We start from the raw sequence: 13,599 nt of genomic DNA, 5'->3' as shown, positions 1-13,599 counted from the left end.
CCGGCCCCGCCGTGGCCGCCGCGCAGCCGCCGCAAGCGGCGCCGGTCGCCGCCGCGCCGGTGGCGCTACCGGTTGCACCCGCGCCGTCCGCGCCCGCGAGCGTGCCGCAAGCGAACGTCGCGCCGGCTCCGGCCGCCGCGCTCGCTGCCGTTGCGCCCGCGCCGGTGACCACGCCGCCCGTCGCAGCGCCTGTTGCCGCACCGGTCGCCGCGCCCACCCAGCCGGCCGCTGCCAGCGTGCCGCCCTGGGAAGATGCGCCCGCCGCCGCGGGTGCCGCGCAGGCCGCCGTCGAGGCCGCCGCCCAGCCATCGTCCCCCATGAATGCCGCCGCCACGAGCGCGCCGGCCACGGCATCGCCCGTTGCCACGCCCGCCGTCGCGGCCGCGCCCGCCGCGCAGCCGCCGGTCACGGACGCTCCTGCCGCCCCGGCATCCGCCAAGTCGGCCCCGCTGGCCGTGACGCCCGCGGCCGCCGCGGTCGCGCCGGCCGCGGATGACGACGGCCCGCCGTCCTGGGTCGACGAGGAAATCCCGTTCGAGGCCGAAGGCGGCTTCGTGCCCGAAGCTGGCTTTGCGCCCGATGGCGGTTTCACGTCGGACCCCGACGACGATTTCGAAACGCTGGCCAGCGCGCCCTCGTCCGCGCCCGCGCCGTCGGCGGCGCCCGCCCGGCGCGAAGGCCCGGCCCCGGCCCGCAAGCGCCAGTCGCGCGCGCGCCTGACCGACATGACCTCCGCCGCCTGGCCCGAGCTGGCCGCGCGCCTGCCGGTCACCGGCCTGGCCGCCGAGCTGGCGCGCCAGAGCGAATGGGCCGGCGTGCAGGGCGATGCCATCATCCTGCGCGTGGCGGTCAAGACGCTGGCCGAAAGTGAAAGCCGCGTGCGCCTGCAGACGGTGCTGTGCGAACACTTCGGCCAGGGCATCCGGCTGGACGTGGACGTCGGCGCGGTCGGTGAAGCCACGGCCCACGCCGTGGCCCAGGCCGAGCGCGCGGCGCGCCAGCAGGCCGCCGAGGACGCGGTCGCCGTCGATCCCTTTGTGCAGGCGCTGGTCTCCGACTTCGGCGCCCATGTCGTGGCGGGTTCGATCCGCCACGTCGATCCTCCTTCCGCCGCCGCGTAACGCGCCGGCAATCCCCACATTCCCTCGTTCAAGGAAGCTCCATCATGATGAAAGGACAATTGGCCGGTCTGATGCGCCAGGCGCAGCAGATGCAGGAAAACATGAAGAAGGCGCAGGACGCGCTGGCCGAGATCCAGGTCGAAGGCGCCTCCGGCGGCGGTCTGGTCAAGGTCACCATGAGCTGCCGCCACGACGTCAAGCGCGTCGAGATCGATCCGTCGCTGCTGGCCGACGACAAGGACATGCTGGAAGACCTGGTCGCCGCCGCCTTCAACGACGCGCTGCGCAAGGCCGAAGCCACCTCGCAGGAAAAAATGGCGTCCGTCACCGCCGGCATGCCGCTGCCCCCGGGCATGAAGCTGCCGTTCTGATCGAACGTTCCGGCCGCCGCCGCCCCGGGCGGCGCGGCCTTTGCCGTCCGCAAGTTGCCGTCGTGTCATGGATCCTTTACTGCCCGAACCCGAACCGCTGGTCTCGCTGATCGAGGCGCTGCGGCGCCTGCCCGGCGTGGGTGTGCGTTCCGCGCGGCGCATGGCCTATCACCTGTTGCAGCACGACCCCCAGGGCGCCGACATGCTCGGACGCGCGTTGGCGGGGGCGGTGCGCGACCTGCGCCACTGCTCGCGTTGCAACAGCTTCGCCGAAGAGGATGTGTGCGCCACCTGCGCCAATCCCAAGCGTGATCCTTCCCTGCTGTGCATCGTTGAAACGCCGGCCGACCAGAACATGATCGAGTCCAGCCACGGCTACCGCGGCCTGTACTACGTGTTGATGGGACGGGTGGCGCCGCTCGAGGGCATCGGCCCGCGCGAGCTGGATTTCGACCGCGTCATCCGCCGCGCCACCGATGGCGTGGTGCAGGAGGTCATCCTGGCCACCAACTTCACCGCCGAAGGCGAGACCACCGCGCACTTCCTGGGCGAGGCCCTGGGCGAGCGCGGCCTGCGGGTCACGCGCCTGGCGCGCGGCGTGCCGGCCGGCAGCGAGCTGGAATACGTCGACGCCGGCACCATCGCCTGGGCGCTGATGGAGCGCAAGACCACCTGATACGCCTCCACAACAGTCCGCCGGCAATGTACCGGCGGGCATTGGAAGAACTGCCCGCCCGCGCGGCGCGGCATCCACAAGAGGAAGACAACCGCCATGTCAGCCCTGACCGGCCTGAAGGTCCTGGAACTCGGCACGCTCATCGCCGGCCCGTTCGCCGCCCGCATCTTTGGTGAATTCGGCGCCGACGTCATCAAGGTCGAAACCCCGCACGGCCCCGACGGGACCGGCGGCGGCGACCCCATCCGCAGCTGGCGCCACCTGCACGAAGGCAATTCGCTGTGGTGGACCGTGCAGGCCCGCAACAAGCAATCCATCGCCCTCAACCTGAAGCATCCCGAAGCCCGCGAGATCGCCCGCAAGCTGGCGCTGGACGCCGACGTGGTGGTCGAGAACTACCGCCCCGGCGTGCTGGAAAAGTGGGGCCTGGGCTTCGAGCAGCTGCGCGCCATCAATCCCGCCCTGATCATGGTGCGCCTGTCCGGCTACGGCCAGACCGGCCCGATGAAGGATCAGCCCGGCTTCGGCGCCATCGGCGAATCCATGGGCGGCCTGCGCTACGTGTCGGGCCATCCCGACCGGCCGCCGCTGCGGGTCGGCATCTCGATCGGCGATTCGATCGCCGCGCTGCATGGCGTGATCGGCGCCATGATGGCGCTGCGCCACCGCGACGCCACCGGCGGCCGCTGGAATGGCCAGACCGGCGAGGCCTGCCGCGCGGGACAGGGCCAGATGGTCGACGTGGCGCTGTACGAGGCCGTGTTCAACATGATGGAAAGCCTGGTGCCGGAATACGACGTGGCCGGCGTGGTGCGCGAGCGCACCGGCGGCGCGCTGCCCGGCATCGTGCCGTCCAACACCTACACGACGCGCGACGGCCAGAACATCGTCATCGCCGGCAATGGCGACGCGATCTTCCACCGCCTGATGCTGGCCATCGGCCGCGACGACCTGGCTTCCGACCCCGACCTGGTGCGCAACGACGGCCGCGCCCGCCGCGTCGAGGAAATCGACGGCGCCATCCAGCAATGGTGCGACGGCCGCGGCATCGACGAGGCGCTCAACACCCTGAAGGCGGCCGACGTGCCGGTCGGCAAGATCTACAGCGTGGCCGACATGTTCACCGACCCGCAGTTCCTGGCGCGCCGCATGATCGAGCAGCATCACTTCGCCAACGGCCAGCCGGTCAAGCTGCCGGCGGTGGTGCCCAAGCTCTCGGAAACCCCGGGCGGGACCCGCTGGATCGGTCCGTCATTAGGGGAACATACCGAGGAAGTCCTGAAATCGCTGGGGTATGATTCAGCGGCTATCGACAAGCTGGCGCAGACCGGCGCTATCGGTATCCCCGCACCCAAGGAGACAACACATGTCAGTCACTCGTCGTGATCTGCTCAAGATGGCCGGCGCCGCCGGCGTCATGGGCATGGCCCCCGCCATCGTGCGCGCCCAGAAGCTGGAGAAGACCAAGGTCCAGATCGCCGTGGGCGGCAAGCCCCTGATCTATTACCTGCCGCTGTCCATCGCCGAGGCCCGCGGTTATTTCAAGGACGAGGGCCTGGATGTCTCCATCGCCGACTTCGCCGGCGGCTCCAAGGCCTTGCAGGCCGTGGTGGGCGGCAGCGCCGACGTGGTCTCGGGCGCGTTCGAACACACGCTGGCCATGCAGTCGAAGGGCCAGGCCTACCGCGCCTTCGTGCTGCAGGGCCGCGCGCCGATGATCGGCGTGGGCGTCTCCAAGAAGAACCTGCCCAACTACAAGGGCCCGGCCGACCTCAAGGGCAAGAAGATCGGCGTGACCGCGCCGGGCTCATCCACCAACATGGTGGTCAGCTTCTTCCTGGCCAAGCACGGCCTGAAGGCTTCCGACGTCTCCATCATCGGCGTGGGCGCCGGCGCCGGCGCGGTGACCGCGCTGCGCAGCGGCCAGATCGACGCCATCTCCAACACCGACCCCGTGGTGTCGATGCTGGAAATGCCGGGCGACATCCAGATCATCGTCGACACCCGCACGCTCAAGGACACCCAGGACATCTTCGGCGGCAACATGCCGGCCGGCTGCCTGTATGCGCCGCAGGCGTTCGTCGACGCCAACCCCAACACCGTGCAGGCGCTGACCAACGCCATGGTGCGCGCCGACAAGTGGATCCAGAAGGCCGGCCCCGACGAGATCGCCAAGGTCGTGCCGGAGACCTACCTGCTGGGCGACCCGGCGGTGTACAAGGCCGCCATCGGCAAGAGCCTCGAAGGCCTGTCGCCCGACGGCATGATCCCCGAGGACGGCGCCGCCACCGCGCTCAAGGCCCTGGCCGCGTATCAAGCGGATTTCGACGGCGCCAAGATCGACCCGTCCAAGGTCTGGACCAACGATTTCGCCCGCCGCGCCAACGAGAAGTACCCCAATGGCTGACGCCGCGCTATCGCTGGAAAACATCAGCTGCACTTTTGTCTCCCGCGACGACCGCTCGCAGCGCTACACCGCCGTCAGCGACACCAGCCTGGCCATCGCGCCGGGCGAGTTCGTGTCGGTGGTGGGCCCCACGGGCTGCGGCAAGTCCACCCTGCTCAACGTCAGCGCCGGCCTGCTGGCGCCGTCGTCGGGCCAGGTAAAGGTCTTCGGCCAGCCGCTGTCGGGCATCAATTCGCGCGCCGGCTACATGTTCCAGGGCGAGGCGCTCCTGCCCTGGCGCAGCGCCCTCGACAACGTGGTGGCCGGGCTGGATTTCGCCGGCGTGCCGCGCGCCGAGGCGCTCGAGCGCGGCCGCGACTGGATGCGCCGCGTCGGCCTGGGCGGCTTCGAAAGCCGCTATCCGCACCAGATGTCGGGCGGCATGCGCAAGCGCGCCATGCTGGCGCAGACGCTGATCCGCGACCCCGACATCATCCTGATGGACGAGCCGTTCTCGGCGCTCGACATCCAGACGCGCCAGCTGATGGAAAACGAGGTGCTGGACCTGTGGATGGCCAAGCGCAAGGCGGTGCTCTTCATCACCCATGACCTGGACGAAGCCATCGCCATGAGCGACCGCGTGGTGGTGCTGTCGGCCGGGCCGGGCACGCATCCCATCGGCGAGTTCGTCATCGACCTGCCGCGTCCGCGCGACGTGGCCGAAGTGCGCAACAACCTGCGTTTCGTCGAATTGCACGCGGCCATCTGGGCGGTGTTGCGCGAGGAAGTGCTCAAGGGCTATGCCCAACAACAGAAGCGGGCCTGAGGCCCATGCCTGATCCAGGCCGCGCCCGCTTCCCAACGAACAGGCCCTGACCATGTCCAAGTCGTTCAAACCGGGTTCCGCCAGCCTGCGCTTCTGGCAGTTGCTGCTGCTCGTCGTCATCCTGGGCGTGTGGCATTTCGCCTCGCGCGATTCCAAGGTGGCGTTCTTCTTCGGCGAGCCCCTCAAGGTGTGGGGCCGCATCTGGGCCTGGTTCGTCACCAACGCCGACATCTACACCCACCTGTGGGTCACGCTGACCGAAACCGTGCTGGCCTTCTTCATCGGCACCATCGCCGGGCTGGGGTTCGGCCTGTGGCTGGGCTTGTCGCCGCGCGCCAGCGCGATCCTCGATCCCTACATCAAGGCGGCCAACTCGATGCCGCGCGTGATCCTGGCGCCGATCTTCGGCATGTGGTTCGGGTTGGGCATCTGGTCCAAGGTGGCGCTGGCGGTGACGCTGGTGTTCTTCATCGTCTTCTTCAACGTCTACCAGGGCGTGCGCGAGGTCAGCCCGACGCTGCTCGACAACGCCCGCATGCTGGGCGCGCGCCGCCGCCAGCTGCTGCGCCACGTCTATCTGCCGTCGGCCACCAGTTGGGTGTTCTCCAGTCTGCACACCTCGGTGGGCCTGGCCTTCGTCGGCGCGGTGGTGGGTGAATACCTGGGCTCGGCCAGCGGCGTCGGCTACCTGATCCTGCAGGCCGAGGGCACCTTCGACGTCAATACCGTGTTCGCGGGCATCGTGGTGCTGACCGCATTCGCGCTGGTGCTGGACTACATCGTCGGGATCGGCGAGAAGCGCCTGATGAAGTGGCAGCCCAAGTCGGGCGAGACCGAAAAGATCTAGGCAACGCGGGCGGCCGGGGTGATCATGGCGCCGTGCGCCCGCAGCCAGACGGTGAGACTGTCGAACGCATCGCGCGCGCCTTGCAGCGCCTGCGCTTCGTGGCCGCTGGCGGCGCTGTCCAGGTGCAGCAGGAAACCTTTCCACAGCGCGCCGGTGTCGTCGCCATATCCCCGCAGATAACTGAGCGGCAACGGCGGCTTGGCGTCTTCCAGCCGCTTGGCCAGGAAACGCCCGCCCAGCTGCGATCCCTCGACCACGTAGGCCACGCCCAGGGCGTAGGCGTCGGCGGCCTGGGGAGCGGGCGCGGCGGGGCATTCCGGCACGGGGGCGGCATCGCCCGCGGCGCGCAGGTCGGCGCGGATCAGGGCGCTCTTGCCGGCGCGGGCCGCGGCCTGCAGGCCGGCCGGCCAGTCCAATTGCCACAGCCGCCGTTCGACCGGCTCCAGCCAGCCCAGCAGGGCGCGCAGATAGGCCAGGTAGCGGGCCGGGCTGACGTCGCCATCGGCCAGCGCCAGTCCCTGGTCGAGGGTTTCGTGGCGTTCGCGGGTGCCGTCGCGCAGCACCTGGTGCACAGGGGAAATCATGCGGGATCCTTGGCGGGCGCGGCAGGCAGGTGCAGCGACCAGCATTGGGGTTGTCGTTCCAGGCGCCAGCCCGAGGCCAGCGCCAGGTTTTCGATGTCCCGAGGGTCGAACAGCGCCGGCGCGGCCGGGGCGTCGGCCGGGGCGGGCAGGCGCGCGTGCCACACGGCGGGATCGGAGGCGTCCAGCGTCAGTTCGGTGTCCTCGGGCAGCCACGGCAGCAGGCACAGGACCCAGGCCATCACCAGGTAGCGCGCGGCAAAGGCCGGCAGGTCGACCGGCGCCGGTTCGTCGGGCCAGTGGACGCGCCGCTTGGACCACATCAGTTGCGAGAACAGCAGCTTGCGGCATTCCTTCAGCAGGGTCGCCGCCGGCAGCGAGGCGCCATTGTCGACAAGCCATTGATCGAGCCCGCGCAGGACGTCGACGCTGTCTTCGAGCATGTGTTGCAGGTCGCTGGCCAGGCGCTGGGTGCGCTGCCGCAGGGCGTCGGCCTCGGCGCCTTCGGGCGCCTGGCGCAGCATGGCCGTGGCCAGCGTGGCGTTGGACAGCGGCGCCAGGGCCTCGTGGCGCAGCACCGGAAAGATCTGCGCCAGGACCTGGAAGCGCACGCCTTGCGCGGCCAGCGCCTGGGCGTGCGGGGAGGGATCGGCGGCGTGCATCGCGACCGCCTCAGCCCGCCTGCCGCAGCACGGTCAGCAGTGCGTCGGGGTCGGCGGGTTTTTCGATCCAGCCGTCGAACAGGCTGGCGGCGTCTTCATGCCGTTCGTGGCGCGCCAGCCCGCTCAGGGCGTAGATGCGCGATGCGGCGTTGCGCCGGCGCAGTTGCCGCGCCAGTTCGTAGCCGTCCATGTCGGGCAGCAGGATGTCCACCAGCACCGCCTGCGGGTCGAAGCTGGCGGCCTGCGCCAGCGCGTCCTCGCCGGTGCCGGCGCAGCGCGTTTCCAGACCGGACATGGCCAGGAATTCGGCCAGCAGTTCCGAGCCCATTTCGTTGTCGTCGACCAGCAGGACGCGTAACGCGCGCGCATCGTTCAAAAGATGTCTCCAGGATTCAGGGTGTTTGCGGCGCGGGCAGGCCGCGCGGCAGGGTAACGGTGAAGATGACCAGGCCATCGTGGCAGGCGACGGCGATGTCGCCATCGTGGTCGCGCACCACCTGGTTGGCAATATACAGGCCCAGCCCCAGGCCGGTGCGGTTGCGCGAGTGGCCCAGCGATTCCGGCTTGAACGGCGAGAACAGGTGCGCCATGACGTCGTCGGGAATCGGCGCGCCGTGGTTGGTCACGGTCAGTTCGATCGTGTCGCCCACGCGCGCGGCGGCGACGCGGATCGGCATGCGCGGCGCGCCATGCTGGCGCGCGTTGCTCATCAGGTTGGTGACCACCTGGGCGATGCGGTCGGTGTCGGCCATCAGCGTCAGCCCGGGGTCCACCTCGGGCTCGATGCGCAGGCCCGGGTAGGCCTGGCGCTTTTCCTCGATCAGGCCGGTCAGCAGTTCCGACAGCTGGCATTCGCGCTTCTCGATGCCCAGGCCCATGCCGCCCTGCAGCCGCGACAGGTCCAGCACCTGCGAGATCAGGCGCTGCATGCGCCCGCTCGAATAGCGGATGCGCTCGCCCATGCGGGCGCCGGAATCGGTCTTGGACAGCAGCGTGGCGGCCATCGAGATCGACTGCAACGGGTCGCGCAGGTCGTGGCCGAGCATGGCCAGCAGCGCGGTGCGGGCGCGGTCGACGTCGGCGGCGCGGCTGGTGGCGATGTGCGAGAGTTCGTCGCGCAGGTTGTCGGCCGCGTCCAGCTCGGCCGGCAGCCACGGCGCGCTGGTGTCGCGCGTGACTTCGCGCCAGGCCTCGAACGAGCCGCGCGGCGTCAGGCGCGGGCCGAGGGTGCCCACGGCATAGTGCTTTTCCGGCTTGCCGCCCCAGACCACGGTCTCGATCTGCTCGCGCCGCAGCCAGATCAGCCAGCCGTTGTTCATCGGGTCGAACTTGCAGGCCAGCAGCCCGGCGTAGGGCACCAGGTCGGTCTGCAGGCCGGGATAGTCGCGCGCGATGTTGTCGCTGTGGACCAGCCGCTGGCCGCTCTGGTCGAGCGCGCACAGGATGCCCGCCAGCTCGCCGCGCGGCGCGATGCCGCCGAACACCGTCACGCTGTTGCCCCACAGGCACAGCGCGGCGTCGCTGGGAAGCAGCGAGGCGGGGGTGTCGGGGCCGCCCGACAGGGCCTGGTGCACGTTCTCGGACGCGGATACGCGCTCGGCCAGCCGGCTCACCAGCGCGGCGCTGCGGCGCGCCTGCTCGGCGCGTTCGCCGCCCTCGATGTTGGCCAGCGCCGCCGACAGCACCTGCGCCAGCGCTTCGCAGGCCAGGCGGGCGGAATAGGGGATCAGGCGCGGGGAATGGTGATGGCAGGCGATCATGCCCCACAGCCGGCCGCCGATCACCAGCGACAGGCTCATCGAGGCGCGCACCCCCATGTTGGCCATGTATTCGAGATGGATCGGCGATACGCTGCGCAGCACCGAAAAGCTCATGTCCAGCGGCGCGCCGTCGTGGCCATCCTGGCCCAGCACGCGCACCGGCCGGTACTGGCCGTCGGCGATCTGGCGCAGCGTGTTCACGGTGTACAGGCGGCGCGCCTGCGCCGGGATGTCGCCGGCCGGATAGCGCCGTCCGATCCAGTCCTGCAGCGCCGGGGCGCCGCGCCGCTCGGCCACGATCTCGCCGCTGTCGTCGGGGTGGAAGCGGTAGGCCATCACGCGGTCGAAGCCGGTGGCGCGCTGCACTTCCTGGACCGTGCGGTCGAGCAGGCCGGCGATGTCGCGCTGCGAGCGGATGCGCTCGATGCCGCGGTAGATGCGCGCGGGGTCGGCGATGCCGGGATCGTCGCCGCGGCGCTCGAGTTCGATCAGCGTCAGGCCGTCGGCGTTGCGGTGGGCGATGACGTCGTAGGTGTGCTCGCCCAGGGCGATGGCGAGCGGGTCGAAGACGGGGTCGGCGCCGGCGAGCCAGGTCGGCAGGATGTGCGCCAGGCCCGGCGGCAGCGCCGCCGGTGCGCAGGGGTAGCCCAGTGCCAGCGGCATGCCCAGCACCTGCGGCGCGTTTTCGCTGGCGTAGCGCAGCACCCCCGCGGCGTCGAACGCGAGCAGCGCGCCCAGCGGCTGGATCGCGCCCGGTACGTGGATCGGTTCGCTATCGCAGTTGGCGAGGGTGACGGGCGGGTGGGACTGGGTCGGCGCATTCATTCTAGGCTTGTCCTGGAGGTGCGCAATGTGTTGTCATTATGTCAAAGTTCTTGCGAATGTGTGCATTTGCTGCGCCTCGGCCTTTCGATGCTGGGAAGCCCTAGGATCGATGGCGCCAACCGGCCCTAATCCCTCTACGGAGTTTTCATGGCGCGTCTTCCCTACGCCGATCTGTCTCATCCCGAAGCGCGGCCCCTGGTCGACCGTATCGTCGCCGAGCGCGGCAGCGTGCTGCACCTCTACCAGATGCTGCTGCACAGCCCGGAGGTGGCAGGCGGCTGGCTCAACTACCTGACGTCGATCCGCCAGCTGTCCACCTTGCCGGGCGATATTCGCGAACTTGTGATCATGCGGGTGGCGGCGGTCAACGGCGCGCCCTACGAGGCCGACCAGCACGCGCCGATCGCGCTGAAAGAGGGGCTGTCACAGGCCCAGCTGGACGCCTTGCCCGAGTGGCAAGCGTCGACCCTGTTCAGCGAGCGCGAGCGCGCGGTGCTGGCCTACACCGACGCCATGACGCGCCAGGTGCAGGTGCCGGAAGCGGTGTTCCAGGCGGCGCGCGCCGCCATGGGTTCGGACAAGCTGATCGTCGAGCTGACCGCCACCGTCGCCGCCTACAACATGGTGTCGCGCTTCCTGGAAGCGCTACAGGTGCACTCGCACGACCACCGCTGAGGGCGGCGCCCGGCCGCGAAGGCCGGGCGGCGGCGCGATCAGGCGCGTTGCGCCTCGATCAGCGCGTCCAGCTTGATGGCGTCGGCCACGAACGCGCGGATGCCTTCGGCCAGCTTGTCGCTGGCCATGGCGTCGTCGTTGAGCTGGGTGCGGAACGCCACTTCGTCCGAGGCGATGCGGGCGATGTCGCCGCCGACGGCGTCGGCGCGCAACTGCGCCGGCGCGTCGCCTTCGGTCTGCGACAGCTGGGTCAGCAGTTCGGGGCTGATGGTCAGCAGGTCGCAGCCCGACAGCGCCAGGATCTGGCCGACGTTGCGAAAGCTCGCGCCCATGATCTCGGTGGCGATGCCGAAACGCTTGTAGTACTGGTAGATGCGGGTCACCGACTGCACGCCGGGATCGCGCGCGCCGGCGTTGTCGGCGTCGACCCAATTGGCGCCGGCGGCCTTCTTGTGCCAGTCGTAGATGCGGCCGACGAAGGGCGAGATCAATTGCACGCGGGCGTCGGCGCAGGCCACCGCCTGCGGCAGCGAGAACAGCAGCGTCAGGTTGCAGCGCACGCCCTCGGCCTGCAGCGCGCGGGCGGCCTGGATGCCTTCCCAGGTCGAGGCGATCTTGATCAGCACGCGCTCGCGCGGCACGCCGGCGGCCTGGTACAGGGCGATCAGGGCGCGGGCGCGCTCGATGGTGGCGCGGGTGTCGAACGACAGGCGCGCGTCGACTTCGGTCGAGACCCGGCCCGGCACGATGTCCAGGATGGCGCGGCCGAAGGCCACCAGCAGGCGGTCCATCAGTTCGGCGGTGGGGGCGCCGCGGTGGTCGCGGGCGGTCTTTTCGAGCAGGGGGCGGTAGGCGTCCTGCTGGACGGCCTTGAGAATCAGGGACGGGTTGGTGGTGGCGTCGGTGGGACGCAGCGCCTTCATCGCTTCGAAATCGCCCGTGTCGGCGACAACGGTGGTGTGATTGCGCAGGGCGTCAAGTTGGCTGGACATGGGCAATACGGCTCGCAACATCAGGGTTGAAGGTGCTTTAGCGTATCACCGACCCGTTGAAATCTTCGATGCCAGCCTTATTTGGCGCGGCTTTCCAGGGAAAACGCCTACTCAAGGTATAATTCCAAGGTTTGATTATCGATTCTAAAACCGGGGTTTACTGTGCTGCCGCAACTCTTTCCCGAGGGGATCAACCGCTTCCCTCCTGCAATTCTGACTCTGGCGGACGGTACCATTTTTCGAGGCGTGTCGATCGGTGCGCCTGGGCATACCGTTGCCGAAGTGGTGTTCAACACCGCGATGACCGGGTACCAGGAAATTCTCACCGATCCGAGCTATAGCGGCCAGATCGTCACGCTGACCTATCCGCATATCGGCAACACCGGCGTCAACGCCGAGGACGTCGAAGCCAATCGTGTCTACGCCGCCGGCCTGGTGGTGCGCGACTGTCCCGCCCGCGTGTCGAACTTCCGTTCCACGCAATCGCTGCCCGAGTACCTGTCCGAGCAGGGCATCGTTGCCATTTCCGGCATCGACACCCGCAAGCTGACCCGCATCCTGCGTGAAAAGGGCGCCCAGGGCGCCTGCATCTTCGTGGGTTCGGATGCCGACCGCGCCGTCGAACTGGCCCGCGGCTTTGCCGGCATGGCCGGCCAGGACCTGGCCAAGGTCGTGTCCATCAAGGACAGCACCACCTGGACCGAAGGCACCTGGCAACTGGGCGAAGGCTACACCCAGCCCGACCAGTCCAGGTTCCATGTCGTCGCCTACGACTTCGGCATCAAGTCCAACATCCTGCGCCTGCTGGCCGATCGCGGCTGCCGCCTGACGCTGGTGCCGGCCCAGACCAGCGCCGAGGAAGTCCTCAAGCTCAATCCCGACGGCGTGTTCCTGTCCAACGGCCCCGGCGACCCCGAGCCCTGCGACTACGCCATCGACGCCACCCGCGTGTTCCTGGACAAGAAGCTGCCGGTGTTCGGCATCTGCCTGGGCCACCAGATCATGGGCCTGGCGGTGGGCGGCAAGACGCTCAAGATGAAGACCGGCCACCACGGCGCCAACCACCCGGTGCAGGACCTGGCGTCCAAGCGCGTGTTCATCACCAGCCAGAACCACGGGTTCGCGGTCGACGCGGCCAGCCTGCCGGCCAACGCGCGCGTCACGCACGTCTCGCTGTTCGACGGCACGCTGCAGGGTTTCGAGCTCACCGACCGTCCGGCCTTCTGCTTCCAGGGCCACCCCGAAGCCAGCCCCGGTCCGCACGACATCCTGGAGCTGTTCGACAAGTTCATCAGCCTGATGTCCGGCCAAAAGTAAAGATTGCATCATGCCCAAGCGTACAGACCTAAAAAGCATTCTCATCATCGGCGCCGGCCCCATCATCATCGGGCAGGCGTGCGAATTCGACTATTCCGGCGCGCAAGCGTGCAAGGCGCTCAAGGCCGAGGGTTACCGCACCATCCTGGTGAACAGCAACCCCGCCACGATCATGACGGACCCGGAAACGGCCGACGTCACCTACATCGAGCCCATCACCTGGCAAGCCGTCGAAAAGATCATCGAGCGTGAAAAGCCCGATGCGCTGCTGCCCACCATGGGCGGCCAGACCGCGCTGAACTGCGCGCTCGACCTGGCCCACCACGGCGTGCTGAAGAAGCACAACGTCGAACTGATCGGCGCCAACGAGCACGCCATCGAAAAGGCCGAGGACCGCCAGAAGTTCAAGCAGGCCATGACCGACATCGGCCTGGAATCGGCCAAGTCGGGCGTCGCCCACAGCATGGACGAAGCCTGGGAAGTGCAGCGCCGCATCGCCGCGGAAGTCGGCACCTCGGGCTTCCCCGCCGTGATCCGCCCCAGCTTCACCATGGGTGGCT

General features: G+C 69.1%; 14 protein-coding genes and 1 pseudogene. 10 read left to right on the top strand and 5 right to left on the bottom strand.

Annotated features, from left to right (window positions below; all coding sequences use genetic code 11):
• From AOZ53_RS32355 to AOZ53_RS32325, 7 genes are all read left to right on the top strand, one after another.
• Positions 1-1,121: DNA polymerase III subunit gamma/tau C-terminal domain-containing protein (locus tag AOZ53_RS32355; RefSeq protein ID WP_304439204.1), on the top strand; the 1,121-nt coding region annotated here is incomplete at its 5' end.
• Positions 1,122-1,165: 44 nt separating this feature from the next.
• Complete coding sequence (locus AOZ53_RS32350) at positions 1,166-1,492, top strand: YbaB/EbfC family nucleoid-associated protein (RefSeq protein WP_006390710.1); 327 nt, start codon at positions 1,166-1,168, stop codon at positions 1,490-1,492.
• Between the two features lie 67 nt (positions 1,493-1,559).
• Complete coding sequence (gene recR, locus AOZ53_RS32345; RefSeq protein WP_006385499.1) at positions 1,560-2,168, top strand: recombination mediator RecR; 609 nt, start codon at positions 1,560-1,562, stop codon at positions 2,166-2,168.
• A gap of 96 nt (positions 2,169-2,264) precedes the next feature.
• Entirely contained in the window at positions 2,265-3,554 is a 1,290-nt protein-coding gene (locus tag AOZ53_RS32340; RefSeq protein WP_054428438.1) for a CaiB/BaiF CoA transferase family protein, read from the top strand.
• Complete coding sequence (locus AOZ53_RS32335; protein WP_035359350.1) at positions 3,535-4,575, top strand: ABC transporter substrate-binding protein; 1,041 nt, start codon at positions 3,535-3,537, stop codon at positions 4,573-4,575. Before AOZ53_RS32340 ends, AOZ53_RS32335 begins: the two co-directional genes overlap by 20 nt.
• Complete coding sequence (locus tag AOZ53_RS32330) at positions 4,568-5,380, top strand: ABC transporter ATP-binding protein (protein WP_054428437.1); 813 nt, start codon at positions 4,568-4,570, stop codon at positions 5,378-5,380. The genes AOZ53_RS32335 and AOZ53_RS32330 overlap by 8 nt, the downstream gene beginning before the upstream one ends.
• A 52-nt stretch (positions 5,381-5,432) precedes the next feature.
• On the top strand, positions 5,433-6,227 hold the full coding sequence (locus AOZ53_RS32325) for an ABC transporter permease (RefSeq protein WP_006390706.1): 795 nt from the start codon (positions 5,433-5,435) through the stop codon (positions 6,225-6,227).
• Here the strand turns inward: AOZ53_RS32325 and AOZ53_RS32320 are convergent.
• From AOZ53_RS32320 to AOZ53_RS32305, 4 genes are read right to left on the bottom strand one after another with little or no spacing between them, the layout of a single operon-like run.
• Entirely contained in the window at positions 6,224-6,811 is a 588-nt protein-coding gene (locus AOZ53_RS32320; protein ID WP_054490964.1) for a biliverdin-producing heme oxygenase, read from the bottom strand. The genes AOZ53_RS32325 and AOZ53_RS32320 overlap by 4 nt on opposite strands.
• The gene (locus AOZ53_RS32315; protein ID WP_054428435.1) at positions 6,808-7,470 is read right to left on the bottom strand and encodes a hypothetical protein; all 663 of its coding nucleotides are present in this window, start codon (positions 7,468-7,470) and stop codon (positions 6,808-6,810) included. The genes AOZ53_RS32320 and AOZ53_RS32315 overlap by 4 nt, the downstream gene beginning before the upstream one ends.
• Positions 7,471-7,480: 10 nt before the next feature.
• Entirely contained in the window at positions 7,481-7,846 is a 366-nt protein-coding gene (locus AOZ53_RS32310; RefSeq protein WP_054428434.1) for a response regulator, read from the bottom strand.
• A gap of 16 nt (positions 7,847-7,862) precedes the next feature.
• Positions 7,863-10,055: an ATP-binding protein gene (locus AOZ53_RS32305; protein ID WP_054490962.1), complete on the bottom strand. Its 2,193-nt coding sequence runs from the start codon at positions 10,053-10,055 to the stop codon at positions 7,863-7,865.
• A 147-nt stretch (positions 10,056-10,202) separates the two neighbouring features.
• On the opposite strand from AOZ53_RS32305, the gene AOZ53_RS32300 reads away from it, so the two are divergent.
• Positions 10,203-10,730: a carboxymuconolactone decarboxylase family protein gene (locus AOZ53_RS32300; RefSeq protein WP_054490960.1), complete on the top strand. Its 528-nt coding sequence runs from the start codon at positions 10,203-10,205 to the stop codon at positions 10,728-10,730.
• Positions 10,731-10,768: 38 nt separating this feature from the next.
• Here the strand turns inward: AOZ53_RS32300 and tal are convergent, their stop codons facing one another.
• Complete coding sequence (gene tal, locus AOZ53_RS32295) at positions 10,769-11,722, bottom strand: transaldolase (protein WP_054428431.1); 954 nt, start codon at positions 11,720-11,722, stop codon at positions 10,769-10,771.
• A gap of 162 nt (positions 11,723-11,884) precedes the next feature.
• Here tal and carA point away from each other — a divergent pair, with 162 nt between their 5' ends.
• Together carA and carB are read left to right on the top strand one after the other, a co-directional pair.
• Positions 11,885-13,039, top strand: a complete 1,155-nt coding sequence (gene carA, locus AOZ53_RS32290) for a glutamine-hydrolyzing carbamoyl-phosphate synthase small subunit (RefSeq protein ID WP_054490958.1) — start codon at positions 11,885-11,887, stop codon at positions 13,037-13,039.
• A 10-nt stretch (positions 13,040-13,049) separates the two neighbouring features.
• Positions 13,050-13,599 (top strand): annotated as a pseudogene (gene carB, locus AOZ53_RS32285) (carbamoyl phosphate synthase large subunit); the annotation flags it as partial.

Origin of the sequence: Achromobacter sp. 2789STDY5608621, assembly GCF_001299375.1 — a bacterium.
GTDB lineage: Bacteria > Pseudomonadota > Gammaproteobacteria > Burkholderiales > Burkholderiaceae_B > Achromobacter > Achromobacter insuavis.
Note: the sequence above shows the minus strand (reverse complement) of the source record. Positions and strands in the feature narration are given on the sequence as shown.

Excerpts from the sequence above, each read along its gene's own strand:
- AOZ53_RS32330 (WP_054428437.1), top strand. The coding sequence starts at position 4,568 with ATGGCTGACGCCGCGCTATCGCTGGAAAACATCAGCTGCACTTTTGTC.
- AOZ53_RS32305 (WP_054490962.1), bottom strand. The coding sequence starts at position 10,055 with ATGAATGCGCCGACCCAGTCCCACCCGCCCGTCACCCTCGCCAACTGC.
- AOZ53_RS32325 (WP_006390706.1), top strand. The coding sequence starts at position 5,433 with ATGTCCAAGTCGTTCAAACCGGGTTCCGCCAGCCTGCGCTTCTGGCAG.
- tal (WP_054428431.1), bottom strand. The coding sequence starts at position 11,722 with ATGTCCAGCCAACTTGACGCCCTGCGCAATCACACCACCGTTGTCGCC.
- recR (WP_006385499.1), top strand. The coding sequence starts at position 1,560 with ATGGATCCTTTACTGCCCGAACCCGAACCGCTGGTCTCGCTGATCGAG.
- AOZ53_RS32300 (WP_054490960.1), top strand. The coding sequence starts at position 10,203 with ATGGCGCGTCTTCCCTACGCCGATCTGTCTCATCCCGAAGCGCGGCCC.
- AOZ53_RS32315 (WP_054428435.1), bottom strand. The coding sequence starts at position 7,470 with ATGCACGCCGCCGATCCCTCCCCGCACGCCCAGGCGCTGGCCGCGCAA.
- AOZ53_RS32320 (WP_054490964.1), bottom strand. The coding sequence starts at position 6,811 with ATGATTTCCCCTGTGCACCAGGTGCTGCGCGACGGCACCCGCGAACGC.
- AOZ53_RS32350 (WP_006390710.1), top strand. The coding sequence starts at position 1,166 with ATGATGAAAGGACAATTGGCCGGTCTGATGCGCCAGGCGCAGCAGATG.
- AOZ53_RS32340 (WP_054428438.1), top strand. The coding sequence starts at position 2,265 with ATGTCAGCCCTGACCGGCCTGAAGGTCCTGGAACTCGGCACGCTCATC.
- AOZ53_RS32335 (WP_035359350.1), top strand. The coding sequence starts at position 3,535 with ATGTCAGTCACTCGTCGTGATCTGCTCAAGATGGCCGGCGCCGCCGGC.